Below are 22,562 nucleotides of genomic sequence, written 5' to 3'. Positions count from 1 at the left end.
TCAGAACCTCGGCGCGTTACGGGACCGCTGCACCCGCGTGGTGCGGCGGTCCTTCGCGTTCCAGCACGCCTTGTGCCAGTGCCGGCGCTCGTCCACCCCGGAGTGGTCCGGCCAGGCCACCACATGCGGGACGCCGTCCGGGATCAGCTGGTCGCAGCCCGGGCAGCGGTAGGACTTGCCCTGGGCACTCGCGCCCGCCACATGGCGGACGTTCCACTCCTCGCCCTGCCAGCTCTCCGTGGACTGCCAGCCGCCGTACCGGCCGGACCGGTCGCCCTCGGCGCTCCGGCCGGAATCGGAACCCTTGGGTCGGTTGCGACGCGGGGACACGGAACACCTCTCGGGGCTATACAGGAAGCACGGGCCGTGTCCAGCCTACGCGGCGCGGACAGGGGTACGCGAAGGGCACCAACCCCCGCAAGTCCCCCTCGCGGGCGCCGCATTCGGCAGACAATCCGCAAATCTCTTCGCCAGGCCGTGTCCTCGGCACGTGTCAGACGGTTATGCCGGGTGGGGGAGCTCCGCGTCGGAGCCAAGGAAGCAGGAAAAGCACATGCGCGTTGGAAGTTTCGTGTTGGCGGCCCAGTTCCCGGGGCAGGGCCAGGGGGAGGCGCTGCACCGCGCGGTCCGCTCCGCCGAGGTCGCCGAGGAAGCGGGCCTGGACTCGGTCTGGCTGGCCGAGCACCACTTCGTGCCGTACGGCACCTGCCCGTCGGCGATCACCCTGGCCGCGTTACTGCTGGGCCGCACCCGGCGGCTCCGGGTCGGCACCGCCGTCAGCGTGCTCCCCACCGCCCACCCGGTGGCCCTGGGCGAGCAGGCCGCGCTGCTGCACCTCACCTCGGGCGGGCGCTTCTCGCTGGGCGTCGGGCGGGGCGGGCCGTGGGTCGACCTGGAGGTGTTCGGGTCCGGGCTCGCGGCCTACGAGAAGGGGTTCCCGGAATCACTCGATCTGCTGGTGCGCTGGCTGCGCGACCCGTCGGTCTCGGCCGACGGCGAGCGCTACCGCTTCCGTGAGGTCCCCGTCGTACCCCGCCCGTCGGAGGCGCTGACGGAAGCGGACGGCCCCGAGGTGATCGTCGCCTGCACGTCCCCGGCGAGCGTGAAGCTGGCCGCCGACCGCGGGCTGCCGATGCTGCTCGGGATGCATGTCGGGGACGAGGAGAAGGCGGAGATGGTCGCCCTGTGGCGCAAGCACGCGCGCGCGGCGGGCCGTTCGCCGGACGAGATCGCGCACGCGGCCCATGTCTCCGCCGGTGTCTGCCAGATCGCGGACAGGCGCACGGACGCCGTGGAGGCGTTGGTGAAGGCGATGCCGGGCTGGCTGCGGCAGGGCCTGGAGGCCCATGTGACGGTCGACGGCCGCCATCGCTCGATGCGCGACCCGGTGGCCTACACCGAACTGCTCTGCGGGCTGCACCCGGTGGGCACTCCCCGGCTGTGCGCCGACCGGCTCGCCGCCACCAGCGAGCGGACCGGCATCTCCCGCTTCGCCCTGCTCGTCGAGGGCTCGGGAGACCTCGCGGCCACCGAGGAGAACGTACGACGGCTGGGCGCCGAGGTGCTCCCTCACCTCGGCTGACCGTGGGGCCCCGCGCAGAGCTTGCCGCCCCTGTACTGAATGCACCTCCCGCGTACGGAGCGGCAAGCGAACGGCTCGTGCGTCAGCAGTCCCGGAACTCCGGGGACTGGTTCAGCAGTTGACTGCGGACCGAGGTGAAGCGGGCCAGCGTCTCGTCCACCGAGGCGTCCAGCGGGAACACCGCCACCCGGTGGCAGTTCTGGAACGCCAGCCGTACCCCGAAGTGCCGTTGCAGCGCGCCGCGTATCGCGTCACTCGCGAGCGCACGCAGCAGCTGACCGCGTGCCTGCTCGTCCGGCGGGGGCGTCTGGTTGTCGGCGAAGGAACCGCCGTCGACCTTCAGCTGGGCCACCAGGGAGCTGATCATCTCCCATGCGTAGGGCAGGGAGGTCCGGACGCAGTCGACGAATTCCGCTTCGTCGACCTCGCCTCGCTCGGCCTTCTCGAGTAGGGCCGGTGAGACGTCGAGCGACATGGGTTCTCCTCTCGCACCCCCAAGCAACAGGGGTTGCCGGACAGATGAGGGAGTCCGCGATGCCGAACACGCTGAGTACATGCCTCGCGACCTCCCGTTTACTACCGTAGGCAACGGGCCGTGACGGCACCAGGAGATTGCGTACATAGAGGGCCCCCAATGGGCACACAATCGGCCACAAACGAACACGGGTCGTTCCGGGTGCTACGGGGCCGAATCGCTTCGACGGCGGGCCGTCGAGTAGCGTTGCCCACCATGCGTCTCGTCATCGCCCGGTGCTCCGTCGACTACGCGGGCCGGCTCACCGCCCACCTCCCGTCCGCGCCCCGTCTGATCCTCGTGAAGGCGGACGGCAGCGTCTCGATCCACGCGGACGACCGGGCCTACAAGCCCCTGAACTGGATGTCCCCGCCCTGCACGTTGAAGGAGGGTGCGGGTGACGAAGACGGCGTCTGGACCGTCGTCAACAAGGCCGGCGAGAAGCTGATCATCACGATGGAGGAGATCCTCCACGACTCCTCGCACGAACTGGGCGTCGACCCGGGCCTGATCAAGGACGGCGTGGAAGCACACCTTCAGGAGCTCCTCGCGGACCGCATCGAGACCCTCGGCGACGGCTACACCCTCATCCGCCGCGAGTACATGACCGCCATCGGCCCGGTCGACATCCTGTGCCGGGACGCCGACGGCCAGACCGTCGCGGTCGAGATCAAGCGGCGCGGCGAGATCGACGGCGTCGAGCAACTCACCCGCTACCTGGAGCTGTTGAACCGCGACCCGCATCTCGCCCCGGTCCGTGGCATCTTCGCCGCCCAGGAGATCAAGCCCCAGGCCCGCGTCCTCGCCACGGACCGCGGCATCGGCTGCGCGGTCCTCGACTACGACGCCCTGCGCGGCATCGAGGACGACAAGCTGCGGCTCTTCTGACGGCAGCGCTCTTCGAGCCTCTACGACGACGAGGGCCGGGTTCCTGACAGGAACCCGGCCCTCACTGCTGGTGCACGCGCGTCAGATGACCGCGCCCGACGCGGAGCCCGACGTGCTCGGCGTCCCGGCGCCGCCGCTCTCCGAGGCGCTGGCGGGCGCGCTGGAGGCCGGGCCGCTGGCGGAGTCCGACGTGGACGGCGTGGTCGACGGCGTCGGTGTCGGGCTCGTCGTCGGCGTCGGCGAACCCGAGGGCGTGCTCGGCGTCGGCGTCGGCGAGGTCGACGGCGGCTTGGTCGGGGACGCCGAGGTCGACGGCGGCCTGGACGTCGACGACGGCGGCTTCGAGGTGGGCGTCTTCGTCCCGCTCGGGTCGTCGGAGGGCTGCGTGCTCTCCGTCGGCGTCGGGTCGTCCGACGTACCGAACGTACCGTCCGGGCCCGGGTCGGTCGGGCGGCTGGTGGCCGTGCCGGTGTCGCCCTTGCCGTCGTCGTTCTTCGGCACGTCGGCGCCGAGGCTGCCGTCATCGGCGCCCTGGCTGGCCGACGGGTTGACGCCGACCTTGTCGGACGGGGTGTTCGCGTCGTTGTCGGACGTGGCGCCGAGCGTCACCACCGTGCCGAGCACGGCCGCGAGGAGCGCGCCCGCGCCGGCCGCGACGAGGTTGCGCCGGGCGAGGCCCTTGAGGCCGCCGCGGGCCTTGCGGTTGGGCACGGCGGAGGCGGGGGCCACGGCCCGGTGGGTGACCAGGGTCGAGGGGTCGTTCGGCGGCTGGAGCGGCGGGAAGGCCGGGATGCCGCCGGGCGGCGACAGCGACTCCTCGTGGCGGGCGTCGGGCACCTCCTCGCCGGCGGTCGCGGTGATGGCCGGCAGCGTGCCGGACCGGTCGGCGACCAGCGCGAGGGCACGGCGGCCGGCGACGGTGCCGCGCTTGTCGGCGAGGGCGCCGCGCAGCGCGATGGCGGCCTCCAGCTCGGCGCGGGCCCGGTCCAGCTGGTCGGTGCAGAGCGCGAGGATGCCCAACTCGTGGTGGAAGTAGGCCTGTTCACCCACCTCGCCGGAGACCCGGGCGGCCTCGGCACCGAAGCGCAGGGTGCGCTCCCAAGCGCTCCAGTGCAGTCCGGCGGCGAACGCGGGCGCGGCGGTGCGGGCCAGCTGGACGGTGACGTTCTCCTCGTCCTCGTCGGACGGTTCCACGACCGGCACGAGCACGGTGAGGGCGGCGAGCACGGCGTCGGCCTCGGCGCACACCCGCTCGGGCGTGACCGAGGGGTGCCCGGCCCACCAGGCGTAGTGCCGGGCCGCGGCCAGGGCGCGGTCGTCGATGTCGTCGCCGTATCCGGCGTTCTCCAGCTGGGTCCGGACGCCCGCGGCGAGCCGGTAGCGGGAGCCGACCGGGGTGATCAGCGCGCAGCTCAGCAGCTCACCGAGCGCGGCGTCGGCGTGGGTGTCGCCGACGAGGGCGGGCAGATGGGCCTGGTGCGGCACCTCGCCGTCGAGCGCCACGGCGAACCGCAGGGCGGTGCGCGCCGACTCGCTGAGCCGGCCGGCGAGCAGCGCGGCCGGTGCGGCGCCCTCGGCGAGGGAGGGCAGCGGCACGTCGTCGCCGTCGGCGGTCTCGTAGGGGGCGTCGACCTGGGCGCCCTGGAAGACGCCGAACTCGTCGAAGGCGTCGGCGCTGGCGCGCACTTCGTCGCGCTGCCGGAGCAGGGCGCCGGCCTGGACGAACCGCAGGGGCAGGCCCTCGGACTCGAACCAGAGGTCGCCGGCCCAGTTGGCCTCGTCCTCGGTGAGCACGCGGCCGACGGCACGCTCCAGGAGCTCCACTCCCCCGGCCCGGTCCAGGCCGTCGAGGAAGACCTCTTCGAGGGCCGAGTCGGCGGACGGCGCGGGCACGTCCGGGGTCGCGGCGACGAGGAAGGCGCACTCGGGGGTGGCCTCGAGCAGGTCCTCGAGCGCGGCGCCGCCGAACTCGACGTCGTCGAGGACGACGACCGCGCCGATCTCCCGGACGAGGGCGAGCAGGTCCTCGTGTCCGGGCCTGTGCAGGGGGGCGTCGTAGACGGCGTAGAAGAGGTCGTGGAGGAGGTCGTCGGCGCTGCGGTGGAAGCCGCTCAGGCGGACGACCCCGTCCGGGGCGAGATCCGAGCAGTCCTCGGCGACGACGTCGAGGAGGCTGGTGCGGCCCGATCCGGCGGGGCCGGTGAGCCGGACGGAGCGGCCGCGGGCGAGCAGCCGCACGAGGCGTTCGCGCTCGTCCTGGCGGGCCAGCAGCGGCAGCCGGGGCGGGGTGGGGCCGGACGGGGCCGGCGGGCGGGCCGCGCGGTCGGTCTCGGCGCGTTCGGCGGCGCTGAGCTTGCGCGGCCGACCGGGCCGTTCGCCCGGCGGGCAGGGTTCTATCTCGCTGCCGTCGACGGGATTGACGGTGAGCAGATGGTCACCGGAGACCAGCTGCACCGTGCGGGCCAGGGCGGGCGTGCTCGGGCCGAGGCCGGGTGTGAGCGGGTCCCGGGGCGGACGCTGGCGCGACGGGTTGCCGCCGTCACCTTCGTGGCCGTACTCCTCGGGTCCCCGGTTGTTCGGGTCCATAGGTTCAAGCCCCCCAAAAGCGTCTCGTGTGTCGTGGGTCCCTCGGGACCCAGGCCCCCTCCGGCCTGCTGCACACCGCGCTGTCGCTTCTGGTCCGGGCCCGCTCGTTCAGGGACGTGCTTCCAGCGGGCGACCGAACCCTAAACCTTCGCACAGTATCTACGACAGTCCGGGGCACCGCGCCGTCCGAGACGTCACAGTCTCGTGAGGATTGTGCGCGGCGCGCCTTTCACCATTGCAACACCGGACGCTCACACCGCATGCGCACAAGCGTTCACACCCGGGGCAGCGACTCCACCCCGATGCCGCCCTCGATCGCCAGGATCCGGTGCAGCCGGGTGGCCACCAGCAGGCGCTGCATCTGCGGCGGTACGTCGCGCAGCACCAGGCGTCGGCCGCAGCGGCCGGCCCTGCGGTGGGCCCCCATGATCACCCCGAGTCCGGTGGCGTCCCAGGAGTCGAGCTCGGACAGGTCGAGCACGAGATCGCCGACTCCGTCGTCGACGGCCGAGTGCAGGACCGTACGGGCGTCCGCCGCGCTGCGGACGTCGAGGCGGCCCCCGACGACCAGCTCGACGTGGTCGCCCCTGATGAACATATGCGCTCCCCGTGGTGCGTCTCGTGCTCCGCGAATGTGATGTCCGGTGATGCAACCTCTGACTGCGCGAGGCGGTCAGAGGTTGCCGTCTGTAAGCGAACCGATACCGAATTCACCCGTCGGTGTGACACCAGAGGGGCGTATGTGAATTCGGGCGTTGATCAGTACGTGTACCGGGTGGTGATCAGTACGTGTACCGGGTGGTGATCAGTACGTGTAGAAGCCCTGCCCGCTCTTGCGTCCGATGTCACCGGCGTCAACCATCCGGCGCATCAGCTCGGGCGGAGCGAACTTCTCGTCCTGGGACTCCGTGTAGATGTTGCTGGTGGCGTGCAGCAGGATGTCGACGCCCGTCAGGTCGGCCGTGGCGAGCGGGCCCATGGCGTGCCCGAAGCCCAGCTTGCAGGCGAGGTCGATGTCCTCCGCCGTCGCCACGCCGGACTCGTAGAGCTTGGTGGCCTCGACGACGAGCGCCGAGATGAGCCGGGTGGTGACGAAACCGGCGACGTCGCGATTGACGACGATGCAGGTCTTGCCGGTGGACTCGGCGAACTCCCGCGCGGTGGCGAGGGTTTCGTCGCTCGTCTTGTAGCCGCGGACCAGCTCGACGAGCTGCATCATCGGCACCGGCGAGAAGAAGTGGACGCCGACGACGCGCTCGGGGTGCTCGGTGGCGGCGGCGATCTTGGTGATCGGGATGGCGGAGGTGTTGGAGGCGAGGACGGTGTCCTCACGCACGATCTTGTCGAGCGCGCGGAAGATCTCATGCTTGACTTCGAGTTTCTCGAAGACGGCCTCGACGACGATGTCGGCGTCCGCGGCGGCGTCCAGGTCGGTGGTCGCGGTGATCCGGCCGAGGGCGGCGTCGGCGTCGTGCGCCTCCATCTTGCCCTTGCTCACGAACTTGTCGTACGAGGCCTTGATGCCGTCGGTGCCACGCGTCAGGGCCTCGTCGGTGACGTCCCGCAGGACGACGTCCCAGCCCGCAGATGCGGAGACCTGGGCGATCCCGGAACCCATCAAGCCGGCGCCGATGACGGCAAGCTTCCGTGCCACTGTTGCGACTCCCCTTTTGAACGCCTTACACGCTGTTTAAGTTGCCTCTTCGGCGGACCCTAGCGCCCGTGAGGGGCTGTGTGACCGGTAAGTAATGCGCGTCACGTCTCATCTGACGGACATCACACCGGCAGACGTCACGAGGGGTCTCGTACGGCGTAGTTGAGCACCTTCTCGCTCAACAGCTCCTCGATGTCGTCCAGGTAGACCAGTACCTCACGTGACACTTCGTCCGGATTGCGCCCTGCGACCATGTCTCGCCCGATACGGACGAACACCTCCGAGTGGACCCAGCAGATCTGACCGGCGATCAGCCCCGGCAGCGGGTCGGCGGCGTCCACGCCCGCCTCCTCCCGCAAGGTGGCTTCGAGGTGGTCGTGGATCTCCTGCTGGAGGCTCCACAGCCGGGACCGCAGCGGCGGGGCCTCCTGGATGCAGCGCATGAAGCGGTCGTAGCCCGCCATGAGCCCGACCCGCGGCGAGACCGCCTCCACCTCCGCGCGCAGCTCGCGCAGCACGGCACGGGCGGCGGACTCGCCCGCACTCCGGGCCCGCACCCAGCGCGAGAGCTGTTCGACGACGCCGGAGGACCGGTCGAAGAAGAGGTCCTCCTTCGCCGGGAAGTAGTTGTAGACGGTGTTGACGGAGACGTCGGCCGCCTCGGCCACCTCCGCGATGGTCACGGTCACGAAGCCGTGCTCCAGGAACAGTCCGGTGGCGATGTCCGAGATCCGCTGTCTCGTCTCGCGCTTCTTCCGCTCCCTGAGCCCCTCTGCCATGGTCACCATCTTAGCTTCGTTGGAGCCTCTGAAATTTTGGGGGCGTTGCAAAATTTAAGAGACCCTGTTTTTCTAGTGGTCATGACCGTCATCCGTACGGCCTCACTGGCCCGTACCTTCCAGACCAAGCGCGGCCCCGTGGCGGCCGTGCGCGGCATCGACCTGACCGTCCGCGAGGGCGAGATCCTCGGCTTCCTCGGTCCGAACGGCGCCGGGAAGACCACCACCCTGCGCATGCTCACGACCCTCCTCGCCCCGACCGGCGGCACCGCCACCGTCGCCGGGCACGACCTCGCCACCGACCCGGCCGGCGTGCGCCGGGCCTGCGGGTACGTGGCCCAGTCGGGCGGCGTCGACCCGCAGATCAGCGTGCGCGAGGAGCTGGTCACCCAGGGCCGCCTCTACCGGCTGACCAAGGCCCAGGCCGCCGGCCGCGCCGAGGAGTTGGCCCGCGACCTCGGGCTGACCGAGCTGCTCGACCGCAGGTGCGGGGAGCTGTCGGGCGGCCAGCGCCGCCGCCTGGACATCGCGATGGCCCTCACCCACCGCCCGAAGGTCCTCTTCCTCGACGAGCCGACCACCGGCCTCGACCCCGGCAGCCGCGCCGACCTGTGGGACCTGATCCGGCGGCTGCGCGCCGAGCACGGCACGACCGTCTTCCTCACCACCCACTACCTCGACGAGGCCGACGCCCTCTCCGACCGCCTGGTGATCGTGGACCGGGGCGTGGTCGTGGCCGAGGGCACGCCGAGCGCGCTCAAGCTGGAGCACGGCGGCTCGATCGACGCCACCCTCCAGGACACGTTCCTCGCCATCACCGGCCGCAGCGCGACACCGGCCGACGCCGCCCCCGTAGCCGTATAGGACCCGCGACATGCTTCTCCACGACACCGCGCTCATCTACGGCCGCTATCTGCGCCAGTCGCTGCGGTCCCGCTTCGCGCTGCTCTTCGGCGTGCTCATGCCGCTGCTGTATCTGCTCTTCTTCGGCCCTCTCCTGACCGATCTGCCGCTCGGCGGTCAGGGCAGCTCCTGGCAGGTGCTGGTACCCGGGCTGCTCCTCCAACTCGGGCTGTTCGGGGCCCTGTTCGCCGGATTCATGATCATCCTGGAGAAGGGGGCGGGGATCGTGGACCGGATGCGGGTCACGCCCGTCAGCCGGCTCGGGATGCTCCTCGGCCGGGTGCTGCGGGACGCGACGGTCTTCGTCTTCCAGGCGGTGCTGCTGGTGCTGGCCGCGCTGGTGATGGGGCTGAGGGCGCCGCTCGTCGGCATCCTGATCGGCTTCGCGTTCGTCGGGCTGCTCACCGTCTCGCTCGCCTCGCTGTCCTACGCGGTGGCGATGAAGGTCCGCACCCCCCAGGAGTTCGGCCCGCTCATCAACGCCGTGTCGATGCCGTCGATGCTGCTGTCCGGACTGATGCTCCCGATGACGCTCGGCCCGGCCTGGCTGGACGTCCTCTCCCACTTCATGCCGTTCCGCTATCTGGTGGACGCGATGCGCGACGCGTACGTCGGCGAGTACGCGACCGCGCACATGGCGTACGGCGTCCTGGTCGCCCTCGGCTTCTCGGCGCTCGCCGTGACAGTGGGCACACGCGTGTTCCGGACGGCCGGAGCGTAACTAGGCTGGTCACATGGTCAATCTGACGCGCATCTACACCAGGACCGGCGACCAGGGCACCACCGCCCTCGGCGACATGAGCAGGGTCGCCAAGACCGACCTGCGGATCTCGGCGTACGCCGACGCCAACGAGGCGAACGCCGTGATCGGGACGGCGATCGCGCTCGGTGGGCTCGCCGAGGAGGTCGTCAAGGTCCTCACGCGCGTCCAGAACGACCTGTTCGACGTCGGCGCCGACCTGTCCACGCCCGTCGTCGAGAACCCGGAGTTCCCGCCCCTGCGCGTCGAGCAGTTCTACATCGACAAGCTGGAGGCCGACTGCGACCACTTCAACGAGCAGTTGGAGAAGCTCCGGTCGTTCATCCTCCCGGGCGGCACCCCGGGCGCGGCCCTCCTGCACCAGGCCTGCACGGTCGTACGGCGTGCCGAGCGGTCCACCTGGGCGGCGCTGGAGGTGCACGGCGAGGTCATGAACCCGCTGACCGCGACCTACCTCAACCGCCTGTCCGACCTGCTGTTCATCCTGGCCCGGACGGCGAACAAGGAGGTCGGGGACGTGCTGTGGGTGCCCGGCGGGGAGCGTTAGGGCTCCTTCTTGGGGAACAGCGTGTAGCTCCCGGCGATGACGACGTTGATGCCGATCAGCCAGAGCATGCGCTGCTGCCACGCCTGGAGTGAATCGGTGTCGCCGTCGCCTCCTACGTACCAGATCGCGGCCTGGAGCAGCACCATGGCGACCACTGCCGCGACGACCCAGCGGCCCGCGACCTTCCATTCGTGGACGGCGCGGGCCGTGCCGTACTTCGGCGGCCGCACCGGCGGCGGGCCGCCCGCGAAGCGGTGGGCGAAGTGGGCGTCGGCCCAGCGGATCGTGGCGTGGCCGAGCCCGACGGTGAAGCCGATGTAGACGGCGGCCAGGCCGTGCTTCCAGTCGGGTTCGGCGCCGTCGCGCAGGTCGATCGCGGTGACCGTGAACAGGACCAGCTCCAGCAGCGGCTCGCACAGGAGCAGAGCAAGGCCGGTGCGCGGCATCTTCAGCAGGTACCGGAAGGCCAGCCCGGCGGCCAGCAACACCCAGAACGCCACCTCGCACGCGACGATCAGCCCGACGATCATGAACTCGCTCCCTTCCCTCTCTCCCAGGTTCGGGCCGCGCTCCCCCGCTTTCGTCGTCGTCGCTGACGAACTCGCCGTACATCGAAAGATGCAGTCCAGGACCGTCCCCGGGGATCAGGCGGGCCGCGCGACGGCCGTGTTTCATGGGGACATGGCCGTACGACTCCCCCGCCCGCACCGCTTCGACGTGCACGTCGCGGCCGGCGGCCTGCTCGGCGGTCTGCTGCTCGTGCTGCTGGGGCTCGGCACCCGGCGCTCCGACGACCCGATCACCCTCTTCGACGGCCCCTGGCCGGTGCTGCTGCCGCTCACCGTGCTGGCCGGCTGTGAGCTGCTGCGCCGTGCGGCACCCCGGGTGGCGCTGCTGACCGGCACGGTCGCGATCTGCGCGGACGTGCTGACCCAAGGCAGCCTGGCGTCGGTGCTGATGTTCACCGACCTCGTCTACGCGGCCGTCCTGTACGGCCCGCTCGCCTCGGCCCGCCGCATCCAGTGGATCACCGGCCTGCTCACGGTCGTCGCGACGCTGGTGCCGTTCGCGGTGTGGCGGGTGCCGGAGGCGCTGCTGATCGGTGTGGTCGTCGGCGTCGTGGCGTACGGGCCCGCCGCCACCGGCTGGATCGTCCGCAACCACCGCGACGCCGCCGAAGCCGCCCGGCTGCGCGCCGAACAGACCGCGCTGCTCGCGGAGATGGACCGCACCCAGGCCGTCACCGCCGAACGCGCCCGGATGGCCAGGGAGTTGCACGACATGGTCGCCAACCACCTCTCCGCGATCGCCATCCACTCCACCGCGGCGCTGTCCCTGGACGATCCGAAGACCTCCGCGCAGGCCCTCGGCGTCATCCGCGAGAACAGCGTCAAGGGGCTGGCGGAGATGCGCCGGCTGATCGGCATCCTGCGCGACGGCGACGAGGAGCCGACCGCGGTCCCGACCCTCGACGGCCTCGCCGCCCTCGTGGAGGACGCCCGCACCAACGGTCTCGACGTCACGCTGGAGGCCGAGCAGGGCACGACCGTGCCCGCCCCCGTCGAACTGGCCGCCTACCGGATCGTCCAGGAGTCCCTGACCAACGCGCTCAAGCACGCCTGCCCCGGCCGCGTCACCGTCGCCCTCGCCCGCCGCGACGGTTCCCTCGACGTGCGCGTGACCAGCCCGTACGGCCACCGGGACGGCCCGCGCGCCCCCGGTTCCGGCGCCGGTCTGGTCGGCATGCGGGAGCGGGTCGCGCTGCTCGGCGGCGCCTTCGCGGCCGGTCCCGAGGGCACCCTGTGGGCCGTACGCGCCGCCCTCCCCCTCACCGATGGAGACCCCGCATGATTCGTGTGCTCGTCGCCGAGGACCAGTCCGCCGTGCGCGCCGGGCTCGTCCTCATCCTGCGCAGCGCGCCCGACGTCGAGGTGGTCGGCGAGGCCGCCGACGGGGAGCAGGCGGTGGCGCTGGCCCGGGAACTGCGGCCGGACCTGGTCCTGATGGACGTGCAGATGCCGCGTCTGGACGGGGTGTCGGCGACCCGGAAGGTCACGGAGGAGGGGCTCGCGGACGTCCTCGTGCTGACCACTTTCGACCTCGACGAGTACGTGTTCGGGGCGCTGCGGGCGGGGGCGGCCGGGTTCCTGCTGAAGAACACGGAGGCGCGGGACCTCGTCGAGGCCGTCCGCACGGTGGCCCGCGGCGAGGGCATCGTGGCCCCGGCCGTCACCCGGCGCCTGATCGCCGAGTTCGCGGCGAAGCCGGTACGGCAGCCGAGCGCGGACCCGGCCGTCCTGGACCTGCTCACCCGCCGTGAACGCGAAGTGCTGTCCTGCCTGGGCGAAGGGCTGTCCAACGCGGACATCGCGGGGCGCCTGGACATGGCGGAGGCGACGGTGAAGACGCACGTCAGCCGTCTCCTGGGCAAGCTGGAGCTGCGCAGCCGGGTCCAAGCGGCGGTACTCGCGCAGGAGTTGGGTGTCTGAGCGGTTGCATACGAGAGTGGTCCAGACCTATTGACCCGTGGTCCAGACCTTTCTATTCTCGCGGCACCGTGGGTACGAAGGCTCAGTCGTGCCCCCATCCCCGAGAAGGAGGCGCGGTATGCGCTTCAGACACAGAGCCGCAGCAGGCTTCGCGACGCTGTTGCTCCCCTTCGCCGGACTGGTCGGGCTGGCCAGTCCCGCCGAGGCGGCGACCTCCGCGACCGCGACCTTCGCCAAGACCCAGGACTGGGGCACCGGCTTCGAAGGCAAGTGGACCGTCAAGAACACCGGCGACACCACCCTCAGCTCCTGGACCGTGGAGTGGGACTACCCCTCCGGCACCTCGGTCACCTCCGCCTGGGACGCCGACGTCACCTCGTCCGGCACCCACTGGACCGCCAAGAACAAGTCCTGGAACGGCACCCTCGCCCCCGGCGCCTCCGTCTCCTTCGGCTTCAACGGCGCCGGCCCCGGCTCCCCCGCCAACTGCAAGCTGAACGGCGGCAGTTGTGACGGCGGCACCACCAACCCCAGCGACAGCGCGCCCAGCGCCCCCGGCACCCCGACCGCGTCGAGCGTCACCGACACCTCGGTGAAGCTGACCTGGAGCGCGGCCACCGACGACAAGGGCGTCAAGAACTACGACGTGCTGCGCAACGGCACCAAGGTCGCGACGGTGACGACGACCTCGTACACCGACACCGGTCTGACCGCCGGCACCTCGTACTCCTACACCGTCCAGGCCCGCGACACCGCCGACCAGACCGGCCCGGTCAGCGGCGCGGTCTCCGTGACCACCACGGGCGGCGGCGGCACCGACCCGGGCACCGGCGGCAAGGTCAAGCTCGGCTACTTCACCGAGTGGGGCGTCTACGGCCGCAACTACCACGTCAAGAACCTGGTGACCTCGGGCTCCGCCTCGAAGATCACGCACATCAACTACGCGTTCGGCAACGTCAAGGACGGCAAGTGCGTCGTCGACGACACCTACGCCGCCTACGACAAGGCCTACACCGCCGACCAGTCCGTCAGCGGCGTCGCCGACACCTGGGACCAGCCGCTGCGCGGCAACTTCAACCAGCTGCGCGAGCTGAAGGCCAAGTACCCGAACATCAAGGTGCTGTACTCCTTCGGCGGCTGGACCTACTCCGGCGGCTTCGCCCAGGCCGCCGCCAACCCGGCCGCGTTCGCCGCGAGTTGCAAGTCCGTCATCGAGGACCCGCGCTGGGCGGACGTGTTCGACGGCATCGACATCGACTGGGAGTACCCGAACGCCTGCGGTCTGACCTGTGACACCTCCGGTGCCGCGGCCTTCAAGAACCTGGTGGCGGCGCTGCGTTCGGAGTTCGGCAGCGACTACCTCGTCACCGCCGCGATCACCGCGGACGCCTCCAGCGGCGGCAAGATCGACGCGGCCGACTACGGCGGCGCCTCCGCGTACCTCAACTGGTACAACGTGATGACGTACGACTACTTCGGCGCCTGGGACAAGACCGGCCCCACCGCCCCGCACTCCCCGCTCACCTCGTACTCCGGCATCCCGAAGGCCGGCTTCAACTCGGCCGACGCGATCGCCAAGCTGAAGGCGAAGGGCGTGCCGTCGAGCAAGCTCCTGCTGGGCATCGGCTTCTACGGCCGCGGCTGGACCGGCGTCACCCAGGCCGCCCCCGGCGGCACCGCCACCGGCCCGGCGACCGGCACCTACGAGGCGGGCATCGAGGACTACAAGGTCCTCAAGACGTCCTGCCCCGCCACCGGCACCGTCGGCGGCACGGCGTACGCCTACTGCGGCAGCAACTGGTGGTCGTACGACACCCCCGCCACCATCGGCACCAAGATGACCTGGGCCAAGAACCAGGGCCTCGGCGGCGCCTTCTTCTGGGAGTTCAGCGGCGACAGCTCCAACGGTGAGCTGGTGAGCGCCATCAACAGCGGGTTGCAGTAACTCCGTCAGGCAACATTGACGCGCTGACCGGGCGGGGCTGCCTCAAGCCACGCGAGAAAACCGGTCAGCGCGTCTTCGCTCATGGCGAGCTCCAGACGCGTGCCCCGGTGGAGGCAGGTGAGGACGACGGCGTCCGACAGCAGCGCCAGCTCCTCCTCGCCCTCGGGCAGCCGGCGGCCGGCGACCTCGATCGCGGCGCGCTCCAGGACGCGGCGCGGGCGGTAGGCGTAGGAGAAGACGCGGTACCACTCGATGCGGTCGCCGTTGTAGCGGGCGACGCCGTAGCTCCAGCCCTTGCCGCTGGTGTCGGTTTTCTCCGGGACGTCCCAGCGCAGGGAACAGTCGAAGGTGCCGCCCGAGCGCTGGATGAGTCTGCGGCGCAGACCGAAGACGAACAGTCCCAGCACCACCAGGGCGACCACGACTCCGCACACAGTCAGAGCGAGGACCATCGACACCGACCTCCTCGTCTACTCGGTAACGGATTACTCAGTAACGGATTGGAAAAAACGTCCACATTCGCCTCAGCCGCGACCGGGGCCGGATTTCTCCGGTCCCAGCCGCGGCTGAGTGACGTCATACGGTCTCGCGCAGGCTAGCGCGTCGCCGCCGCGCGGATGCGTACGTCCGCGCGACGCTCGGCGGCGGCGTCACCCTCCGCCTTCGCGCGCTCCAGCTCGCGCTCGGCGCGCTGGACATCGATCTCGTCCGACAGCTCGGCGATCTCGGCCAGCAGCGACAGCTTGTTGTCCGCGAACGAGATGAAACCGCCGTGCACCGCGGCGACGACCGTTCCACCATCACTCGTACGGATGGTCACCGGGCCCGACTCCAGCACACCGAGCAGCGGCTGGTGACCGGGCATGACGCCGATGTCGCCGGACGTGGTGCGCGCGACGACCAGGGTGGCCTCGCCGGACCAGACCTCTCGGTCGGCCGCGACCAGCGCGACGTGCAGCTCAGCAGCCAAGGTGGCTCCTCGGGTCACCACCCGGCGGGTCTGCCGGGTGTTGGTTACAAGTCTAGTAGGCGTGAAAGAGGGGGCGGGACGTACCCCGCCCCCTCGGACGTGAGCGCGAGGCTCACATGGAACTCACGGAGTTCAGGAGACGCCGAGCTCCTTGGCGTTGGCCTTGAGGTCCTCAATGCCACCGCACATGAAGAACGCCTGCTCCGGGAAGTGGTCGTACTCGCCGTCGATGATCGAGTTGAAGGCCGCGATCGACTCGTCCAGCGGGACGTCCGACCCGTCGACGCCGGTGAACTGCTTGGCGACGTGGGTGTTCTGGGACAGGAAGCGCTCCACGCGACGGGCACGGTGGACGACGAGCTTGTCCTCCTCGCCGAGCTCGTCGATACCGAGGATCGCGATGATGTCCTGGAGGTCCTTGTACTTCTGCAGGACCGTCTTGACGCGCATGGCGGCGTCGTAGTGGTCCTGCGCGATGTAGCGCGGGTCCAGGATGCGGGACGTGGAGTCCAGCGGGTCCACGGCCGGGTAGATGCCCTTCTCGGAGATCGGACGGGACAGAACCGTCGTCGCGTCGAGGTGGGCGAAGGTGGTGGCCGGGGCCGGGTCGGTCAGGTCGTCCGCGGGGACGTAGATCGCCTGCATCGAGGTGATCGAGTGACCACGGGTCGAGGTGATGCGCTCCTGGAGGAGACCCATCTCGTCGGCCAGGTTCGGCTGGTAACCCACCGCGGAGGGCATACGGCCGAGCAGGGTCGACACCTCGGAACCGGCCTGCGTGAAGCGGAAGATGTTGTCGATGAAGAACAGCACGTCCTGCTTCTGCACATCGCGGAAGTACTCCGCCATGGTCAGACCGGCGAGGGCCACGCGCAGACGGGTGCCCGGGGGCTCGTCCATCTGACCGAAGACCAGCGCGGTCTTGTCGATGACGCCGGAGTCCGACATCTCCTCGATGAGGTCGTTGCCCTCACGGGTGCGCTCACCGACACCGGCGAACACGGAGACACCGTCGTGGTTGTTGGCGACGCGGTAGATCATCTCCTGGATGAGCACCGTCTTGCCGACGCCGGCACCACCGAACAGACCGATCTTTCCACCCTTGACGTACGGGGTGAGAAGGTCGATGACCTTGACGCCGGTCTCGAACATCTCGGTCTTCGACTCGAGCTCGTCGAAGTTCGGGGCCTTGCGGTGGATGCCCCAGCGCTCGCCCGTGTACTGCTCGTCGACGTTCAGCACCTCACCGAGGGTGTTGAACACCTTGCCCTTGGTGAAGTCGCCGACCGGGACCGTGATGGAGGCGCCGGTGTCGGTGACCGGGGCCTGGCGGACCAGGCCGTCGGTGGGCTGCATGGAGATGGTGCGGACCAGGCCGTCACCCAGGTGCTGGGCGACCTCCAGGGTCAGCGTCTTCTTCTCGCCGTCCTTGGCCGGGTCGGCCACCTCGACGTGAAGGGCGTTGTAGATCTCCGGCATCGCGTCGACGGGGAACTCCACGTCGACGACCGGGCCGATGACCCGGGCGACGCGGCCCGTGGCCGTCGCGGTCTCAACAGTGGTGGTCATTAGCGGTCACTCCCCGCGGTCGCGTCGGCCAGGGCTGCGGAGCCACCGACGATCTCGCTGATTTCCTGGGTGATTTCGGCCTGGCGGGCCGCGTTGGCAAGTCGGGAGAGCGTGGTGATGAGCTCTCCGGCGTTGTCGGTGGCCGACTTCATCGCGCGGCGCGTGGCGGCGTGCTTGGAGGCAGCCGACTGGAGCAGCGCGTTGTAGATACGGCTTTCGACGTAGCGCGGCAGCAGGGCGTCGAGGACGTCCTCCGCCGACGGCTCGAAGTCGTACAGCGGAAGGATCTCGCCCTTGGGGGCTGCTTCCTTCGCGACCTCTTCGAGGCTGAGCGGCAGCAGACGGTCGTCCAGCGCCGTCTGCGTCATCATCGAGACGAACTCGGTGAACACGATGTGGAGTTCGTCCACACCACCCTCGGCCGTGTCCTTCTCGATGGCCTCGATCAGCGGACCCGCGACCTTCTTGGCGTCCGCGTACGTGGGCTCGTCGGTGAAGCCCGACCACGACTCCGCGACCTTGCGCTCGCGGAAGTTGTAGTGGGCCAGACCGCGGCGGCCGACGATGTACGTGTCGACCTCCTTGCCCTCGGCCTCAAGACGCGCGGTCAGCTGCTCCGCGGCCTTGATGGCGTTGGAGTTGAAGGCGCCGGCGAGACCACGGTCACTCGTCAGGAGCAGCACCGCGGACCGCACGACCGTCTCGGCCTGCGTGGTCAGCGGGTGCTTCGTGTTCGAGCCGGTACCGACCGCCGTGACCGCACGCGTCAGTTCCTGCGCGTACGGCGTGGAGGCCGCCACCTTGCGCTGCGCCTTGACGACGCGCGAGGCGGCGATCATCTCCATCGCCTTGGTGATCTTCTTGGTCGCGGTGACGGATCGGATGCGACGCTTGTAGACCCGGAGCTGGGCTCCCATGAGTCAGGTCCCTTCCTTACGTCACTTGGCGGCGGCCGGGGCGTCCTCGCCGAGAAGCTTGCCGTCCGAGGTCTCGAACTGCTTCTTGAAGTCGGCGATCGCGTCGGCAACAGCGGTGAGGGTGTCGTCCGACAGCTTGCCGCCCTCGCGGATGGAGGTCATGAGGCCCTGCTCCTTGCGGTGCAGGTACTCCAGGAGCTCCTTCTCGAAGCGGCGGATGTCGGCGACCGGGACGTCGTCCATCTTGCCGGTGGTGCCGGCCCAGACGGAGACGACCTGGTCCTCGGTGGACATCGGCTGGTACTGAGCCTGCTTGAGCAGCTCGACCATGCGCTGACCGCGCTCCAGCTGCGCCTTCGACGCGGCGTCCAGGTCGGAACCGAAGGCGGCGAACGCCTCCAGCTCACGGAACTGGGCGAGGTCCACGCGCAGACGTCCGGAGACCTGCTTCATCGCCTTGTGCTGCGCGGAACCACCGACTCGGGAGACGGAGATGCCGACGTTCAGCGCGGGGCGCTGACCGGCGTTGAAGAGGTCCGACTCCAGGAAGCACTGGCCGTCGGTGATGGAGATGACGTTGGTCGGGATGAACGCCGAGACGTCGTTGGCCTTGGTCTCGACGATCGGCAGACCCGTCATCGAGCCGGCGCCCATGTCGTCGGAGAGCTTCGCGCAGCGCTCCAGCAGACGGGAGTGCAGGTAGAAGACGTCACCCGGGTAGGCCTCACGCCCCGGCGGGCGGCGCAGCAGCAGCGACACGGCGCGGTAGGCGTCGGCCTGCTTCGACAGGTCGTCGAAGATGATGAGGACGTGCTTGCCCTCGTACATCCACTGCTGACCGATGGCCGAACCGGTGTACGGCGCCAGGTACTTGAAGCCGGCCGGGTCGGACGCGGGGGCGGCGACGATGGTCGTGTACTCCAGCGCGCCGTTCTCCTCCAGCGCGCGGCGGACCGACGCGATGGTGGAGCCCTTCTGGCCGATGGCGACGTAGATGCAGCGGACCTGCTTGTTCACGTCGCCCGAGCGCCAGTTGTCGCGCTGGTTGATGATCGTGTCGACGGCCAGGGCGGTCTTGCCGGTCTGACGGTCACCGATGATCAGCTGACGCTGGCCACGGCCGATCGGGGTCATCGCGTCGACGGCCTTGTAGCCGGTCTCCATCGGCTCGTGCACCGACTTGCGCTGCATGACCGTGGGGGCCTGCAGCTCAAGGGCACGACGACCGGACGTCTCGATCTCGCCGAGGCCGTCGATCGGGTTGCCGAGCGGGTCGACGACGCGGCCGAGGTAGCCCTCGCCGACGGCCACGGACAGGACCTCGCCGGTGCGCGTGACCGGCTGACCCTCCTCGATGCCGCTGAACTCACCGAGGACGATGGCGCCGATCTCGCGCTCTTCCAGGTTGAGCGCGAGGCCGAGGGTGCCGTCCTCGAACTTCAGCAGTTCGTTGGCCATGGCCGAGGGCAGACCCTCGACCTTCGCGATGCCGTCGCCGGCAAGGGTGACCGTACCGACCTCCTCGCGCGAGGCCGCGTCCGGCTTGTACGACTGGACGAAGTTCTCCAGCGCGTCCCGGATCTCCTCCGGCCGGATCGTGAGCTCCGCCATCTGGGTTCCCTGCTCTCCTTGTTGGGCCCGAAGTTTCACTTTGGGGGTCTGGGGGCGACCCCCAGGATTCTTCATGTACGGCCCAACCAGGGCCGTCGTAAGTACGTACTGCTATGAAGTTGCTGCTCAGCCCGCCAGGCGGCGGCCGGCGTCCTCGATGCGGTCCGCGATGGAGCCGTTGATGACCTCGTCGCCGACCTGCACCCGGATGCCGCCGAGGACCTCGGGGTCCACGTCGATGTTCAGGTGGACCGGGTGGCCGTAGAGCTTCCCGAGCGCGGCGCCCAGGCGCTGCTTCTGGGTGTCGCTCAGCGGGACCGCCGAGGTGACGACGGCGACCAGGCGGTTGCGACGGTCCGCGGCGAGCTTGGACAGGGACTCCAGTCCCGCTTCCAGGCTACGTCCCCGCGGCGCGGTCACAAGACGCGTCACCAGACGCTCGGTGGTCGCGTGGGCACGGCCGCCGAGCAGGCTGCGCAGCAGCTCGCCCTTGGCCGAACCGGTCGCGGCGCGGTCGGTGAGCGCGGCCCGCAGCTCGGTGTTCGAGGAGACGATCCGGCCGAACCGGAACAGCTCGTCCTCCACGTCGTCGAGCGCGCCGGCCCGCTGCGCGGCGGTGAGGTCGGCGAGGTTCGCCAGCTCCTCCAGGGCGTCCACCAGGTCGCGCGACTGCGACCAGCGGGAGCGCACCATGCCGGACACCAGGTCCGCGGCCTCGCCGCCGACCTGGCCGCCGAGGAGACGCTGGGCCAGTTCGGCCTTGGCCTCGCCGGCCTGCGCCGGGTCGGTCAGGACCCGACGCAGCGACACCTCGCGGTCGAGCAGCGCGGTGACGGCGGCCAGCTCGTCGGCGAGCGTGCCGGCGTTCACGGACGTCGAGTCCGTCAGCGCGTCGAGACGCTCACGTGCGGCTGCCAGGGCCTCGCGGCTCGCTCCGTTCATCGCGCGGCCTCGGCCTTCTCCTCGAGCTCGTCGAGGAAGCGGTCGATCACGCGGGACTGCCGGGCGTGGTCCTCGAGGGACTCACCGACGAGCTTGCCGGCCAGGTCGGTGGCGAGCTTGCCGACGTCCTGGCGCAGCGCCTGCGAGGCGGCCTTGCGGTCGGCCTCGATCTGCGCGTGACCGGCGGCGATGATCTCCTCACGCTGCCGCTGGCCTTCCGCGCGCATCTCGGCGATGAGCGTGGCGCCCTGCTCCTGCGCCTCCTGGCGCAGACGCGCGGCCTCGTGGCGGGCCTCGGCGAGCTGTGCCTTGTACTGCTCAAGGACGCTCTGGGCCTCGGTCTGTGCGGCCTCGGCCTTCTCGATACCGCCCTCGATGGCCTCGCGCCGCTCTTCCAGAACCTTGTTGATGGTCGGGAGGAGCTTCTTGGCGAGGAAGCCGAAGACGATGACGAAGGCGATCAGGCCGATGACGAGCTCCGGCCACGGCGGAATGAGGGGGTTCTCCTTCTCCGCCTCGGCCGCCAGCTGAACCAGTGCGTGGTTCACATCAGTGCCTTTCGTCTAATTACGGCTGGTCGTTTGGTTCGTCTTAGTAGACGAACGGCATGACCAGACCGATGAGGGCGAGCGCCTCACAGAAGGCGAAGCCGAGGATCTGGTTGGCGCGGATCAGACCGGCGGCCTCGGGCTGGCGGGCGAGGGCCTGCGTGCCGTTACCGAAGATGATGCCGACGCCGACGCCCGGGCCGATCGCCGCGAGGCCGTAGCCGATGGAGCCGAGGTTGCCGTCGACCGCAGCGAGCATCTGGGACATGCCAGTTCTTCCTTCTCTTTACGTGACCGGTGGGGGTTGGCCACCGGATGTCTCTGGGGGTGTGACCGAGGGCTCGGCTCAGTGGTGCTCGGCGAGCGCGCCCTGGATGAAGGTGCAGGTCAGGAGGACGAAGACGTACGCCTGAACGGCCTGGATGAAGAGCTCGAAGGCGGTCATGATGATGACCATCACGAACGACACTGCGGAGTAGGCGATGCCGATGCCGTTGAGCATGTACCAGCTGGCGATCGTGAAGAGCAGCAGCAGGGTGTGGCCGGCGAACATGTTCGCGAAGAGTCGCACCGCGTGCGTGAACGGGCGGACGATCAGGTTCGAGAAGAACTCGATGGTCATGGCCAGCGGGAGCACCGGGCCCAGCGACTTGTCGTAGCCGGTGAAGTTCTTGAAGGCGCCCACGAAGCCGTGCCGCTTGAAGGTGAGCGAGACCCAGGTGATGTAGACGATCGCGGCCAGCACGGCGGGGTACGCGATGATCGACGTCACCGGGAAGGAGGCGACCGGGACGATGGACCAGAGGTTCATGATCCAGATGAAGAAGAACAGCGAGACGGCGAGCGGTACGTACTTCTCGCCCTCCTTCTTGCCGATCGTCTCGTAGACGATGCCGCGGCGTACGAAGTCGTAGCCGGCCTCGGCGACCATCTGGAGCTTGCCCGGGACCAGCTTCGGCTTGGCGAAGGCGGACCAGAAGAAGCCGACGATGATGATGGAGCCCAGCAGGGCCAGCAGCATCGGCTTGTTGAAGTACGCGCCGTTGCCGTCAGCGTCGCCCCAGAGCGGCTCGAACATGAACGAGTGCAGGCCCGGAGCCGGGAAGCCACACCCGTCGAACAGGTGACAGCTCGTGTCGAAAGCGAGCGTCTGCGTCGGGTCAGCACTCACCGCGGGCTCCTTCATCGTGGCGCATAGGTACGGCAACCTCGTTGTGTCGGCGCGGCGCAGGGCCGCGGTTCGGCACGGGACTGGTGTTACGGATGTGGGGGCGGCTGGGGGGCATCTCGCCTCGCGAGTGAGATTGAGCAGGCGTCAGCTCAGATGCCCGCGCCCGCGATGCCGCAGTTGGCACCGG

24 protein-coding genes are annotated in these 22,562 nt (G+C 69.8%); 8 read left to right on the top strand and 16 right to left on the bottom strand.

Translation table 11 applies throughout. From position 1 onward, the window contains the following. Entirely contained in the window at positions 1–330 is a 330-nt protein-coding gene (locus tag CRP56_RS29460; protein WP_097269051.1) for an ATP/GTP-binding protein, read from the bottom strand. A gap of 223 nt (positions 331–553) precedes the next feature. On the opposite strand from CRP56_RS29460, the gene CRP56_RS29455 reads away from it, so the two are divergent. Continuing rightward, on the top strand, positions 554–1,582 hold the full coding sequence (locus CRP56_RS29455) for an LLM class flavin-dependent oxidoreductase (RefSeq protein ID WP_097269049.1): 1,029 nt from the start codon (positions 554–556) through the stop codon (positions 1,580–1,582). 82 nt (positions 1,583–1,664) lie between these two features. Here the strand turns inward: CRP56_RS29455 and CRP56_RS29450 are convergent, their stop codons facing one another. Then, complete coding sequence (locus CRP56_RS29450) at positions 1,665–2,057, bottom strand: SCO5389 family protein (protein ID WP_097269047.1); 393 nt, start codon at positions 2,055–2,057, stop codon at positions 1,665–1,667. Positions 2,058–2,312: 255 nt separating this feature from the next. Here CRP56_RS29450 and nucS point away from each other — a divergent pair, with 255 nt between their 5' ends. Then, entirely contained in the window at positions 2,313–2,984 is a 672-nt protein-coding gene (nucS, locus tag CRP56_RS29445; protein WP_097269045.1) for an endonuclease NucS, read from the top strand. A gap of 81 nt (positions 2,985–3,065) precedes the next feature. On the opposite strand, the gene CRP56_RS29440 is transcribed toward nucS, so the two are convergent. The 4 genes from CRP56_RS29440 to CRP56_RS29425 all read right to left on the bottom strand — a co-directional run bounded on the left by CRP56_RS29440 (position 3,066) and on the right by CRP56_RS29425 (position 8,003). Further along, a complete protein-coding gene (locus CRP56_RS29440; protein WP_097269043.1) occupies positions 3,066–5,570 on the bottom strand; it encodes an ATP-binding protein in 2,505 nt (834 codons plus the stop codon). A 274-nt stretch (positions 5,571–5,844) separates the two neighbouring features. Then, the gene (locus tag CRP56_RS29435) at positions 5,845–6,168 is read right to left on the bottom strand and encodes an STAS domain-containing protein (RefSeq protein ID WP_059192313.1); all 324 of its coding nucleotides are present in this window, start codon (positions 6,166–6,168) and stop codon (positions 5,845–5,847) included. 207 nt (positions 6,169–6,375) lie between these two features. Further along, positions 6,376–7,224 (bottom strand): 3-hydroxyacyl-CoA dehydrogenase family protein, encoded by an 849-nt coding sequence (locus tag CRP56_RS29430; protein ID WP_097269042.1) that lies wholly within the window; start codon positions 7,222–7,224, stop codon positions 6,376–6,378. A gap of 137 nt (positions 7,225–7,361) precedes the next feature. Beyond that, a complete protein-coding gene (locus CRP56_RS29425) occupies positions 7,362–8,003 on the bottom strand; it encodes a TetR/AcrR family transcriptional regulator (RefSeq protein WP_097274583.1) in 642 nt (213 codons plus the stop codon). Positions 8,004–8,084: 81 nt separating this feature from the next. Here CRP56_RS29425 and CRP56_RS29420 point away from each other — a divergent pair, with 81 nt between their 5' ends. Genes CRP56_RS29420 through CRP56_RS29410 form a run of 3 tightly spaced genes read left to right on the top strand, consistent with a single transcriptional unit; the run spans position 8,085 to position 10,213 of the window. Then, positions 8,085–8,867 (top strand): ABC transporter ATP-binding protein, encoded by a 783-nt coding sequence (locus tag CRP56_RS29420; RefSeq protein ID WP_097274581.1) that lies wholly within the window; start codon positions 8,085–8,087, stop codon positions 8,865–8,867. Positions 8,868–8,877: 10 nt separating this feature from the next. Continuing rightward, complete coding sequence (locus tag CRP56_RS29415; protein WP_097269040.1) at positions 8,878–9,627, top strand: ABC transporter permease; 750 nt, start codon at positions 8,878–8,880, stop codon at positions 9,625–9,627. A 13-nt stretch (positions 9,628–9,640) separates the two neighbouring features. After that, positions 9,641–10,213 (top strand): cob(I)yrinic acid a,c-diamide adenosyltransferase, encoded by a 573-nt coding sequence (locus CRP56_RS29410; protein WP_059192315.1) that lies wholly within the window; start codon positions 9,641–9,643, stop codon positions 10,211–10,213. On the opposite strand, the gene CRP56_RS29405 is transcribed toward CRP56_RS29410, so the two are convergent. Then, positions 10,210–10,743 carry a hypothetical protein gene (locus CRP56_RS29405; protein WP_097269039.1) on the bottom strand — a complete coding sequence of 178 codons (534 nt, stop codon included), beginning with the start codon at positions 10,741–10,743 and terminating at the stop codon, positions 10,210–10,212. The genes CRP56_RS29410 and CRP56_RS29405 overlap by 4 nt on opposite strands. Before the next feature lie 151 nt (positions 10,744–10,894). Between CRP56_RS29405 and CRP56_RS29400 the strand changes: the two genes are divergently transcribed. From CRP56_RS29400 to CRP56_RS29390, 3 genes are all read left to right on the top strand, one after another. Then, the gene (locus CRP56_RS29400) at positions 10,895–12,064 is read left to right on the top strand and encodes a sensor histidine kinase (RefSeq protein WP_097269037.1); all 1,170 of its coding nucleotides are present in this window, start codon (positions 10,895–10,897) and stop codon (positions 12,062–12,064) included. After that, complete coding sequence (locus CRP56_RS29395) at positions 12,061–12,702, top strand: response regulator (RefSeq protein ID WP_097269036.1); 642 nt, start codon at positions 12,061–12,063, stop codon at positions 12,700–12,702. Before CRP56_RS29400 ends, CRP56_RS29395 begins: the two co-directional genes overlap by 4 nt. Before the next feature lie 118 nt (positions 12,703–12,820). Continuing rightward, positions 12,821–14,647 (top strand): glycoside hydrolase family 18 chitinase, encoded by a 1,827-nt coding sequence (locus CRP56_RS29390; protein WP_097269034.1) that lies wholly within the window; start codon positions 12,821–12,823, stop codon positions 14,645–14,647. Between the two features lie 5 nt (positions 14,648–14,652). Here the strand turns inward: CRP56_RS29390 and CRP56_RS29385 are convergent, their stop codons facing one another. From CRP56_RS29385 to atpB, 9 genes are all read right to left on the bottom strand, one after another. Continuing rightward, positions 14,653–15,099, bottom strand: coding sequence for a DUF2550 domain-containing protein (locus tag CRP56_RS29385; RefSeq protein WP_059192320.1), 447 nt, complete (start codon positions 15,097–15,099; stop codon positions 14,653–14,655). Positions 15,100–15,242: 143 nt separating this feature from the next. Beyond that, complete coding sequence (locus CRP56_RS29380; protein ID WP_046262507.1) at positions 15,243–15,617, bottom strand: F0F1 ATP synthase subunit epsilon; 375 nt, start codon at positions 15,615–15,617, stop codon at positions 15,243–15,245. Between the two features lie 132 nt (positions 15,618–15,749). Then, complete coding sequence (atpD, locus tag CRP56_RS29375) at positions 15,750–17,186, bottom strand: F0F1 ATP synthase subunit beta (protein WP_097269032.1); 1,437 nt, start codon at positions 17,184–17,186, stop codon at positions 15,750–15,752. Continuing rightward, positions 17,186–18,103 (bottom strand): F0F1 ATP synthase subunit gamma, encoded by a 918-nt coding sequence (locus CRP56_RS29370; protein WP_097269030.1) that lies wholly within the window; start codon positions 18,101–18,103, stop codon positions 17,186–17,188. The genes atpD and CRP56_RS29370 overlap by 1 nt, the downstream gene beginning before the upstream one ends. Before the next feature lie 21 nt (positions 18,104–18,124). Next, positions 18,125–19,714 (bottom strand): F0F1 ATP synthase subunit alpha, encoded by a 1,590-nt coding sequence (gene atpA, locus CRP56_RS29365; RefSeq protein WP_079311050.1) that lies wholly within the window; start codon positions 19,712–19,714, stop codon positions 18,125–18,127. Positions 19,715–19,840: 126 nt separating this feature from the next. Continuing rightward, on the bottom strand, positions 19,841–20,656 hold the full coding sequence (locus CRP56_RS29360; protein WP_097269028.1) for a F0F1 ATP synthase subunit delta: 816 nt from the start codon (positions 20,654–20,656) through the stop codon (positions 19,841–19,843). Then, the gene (locus tag CRP56_RS29355; RefSeq protein WP_179143505.1) at positions 20,653–21,204 is read right to left on the bottom strand and encodes a F0F1 ATP synthase subunit B; all 552 of its coding nucleotides are present in this window, start codon (positions 21,202–21,204) and stop codon (positions 20,653–20,655) included. The genes CRP56_RS29360 and CRP56_RS29355 overlap by 4 nt, the downstream gene beginning before the upstream one ends. 43 nt (positions 21,205–21,247) lie before the next feature. Next, entirely contained in the window at positions 21,248–21,472 is a 225-nt protein-coding gene (atpE, locus tag CRP56_RS29350) for an ATP synthase F0 subunit C (RefSeq protein WP_030860414.1), read from the bottom strand. 78 nt (positions 21,473–21,550) lie between these two features. Further along, entirely contained in the window at positions 21,551–22,390 is an 840-nt protein-coding gene (gene atpB, locus CRP56_RS29345; RefSeq protein WP_179851156.1) for a F0F1 ATP synthase subunit A, read from the bottom strand. Positions 22,391–22,562 lie beyond the last annotated feature (172 nt).

Origin of the sequence: Streptomyces sp. TLI_55, from assembly GCF_900206255.1 — a bacterium.
Classification (GTDB): Bacteria; Actinomycetota; Actinomycetes; order Streptomycetales; family Streptomycetaceae; genus Streptomyces; species Streptomyces aquilus.
Note: the sequence above shows the minus strand (reverse complement) of the source record. Positions and strands in the feature narration are given on the sequence as shown.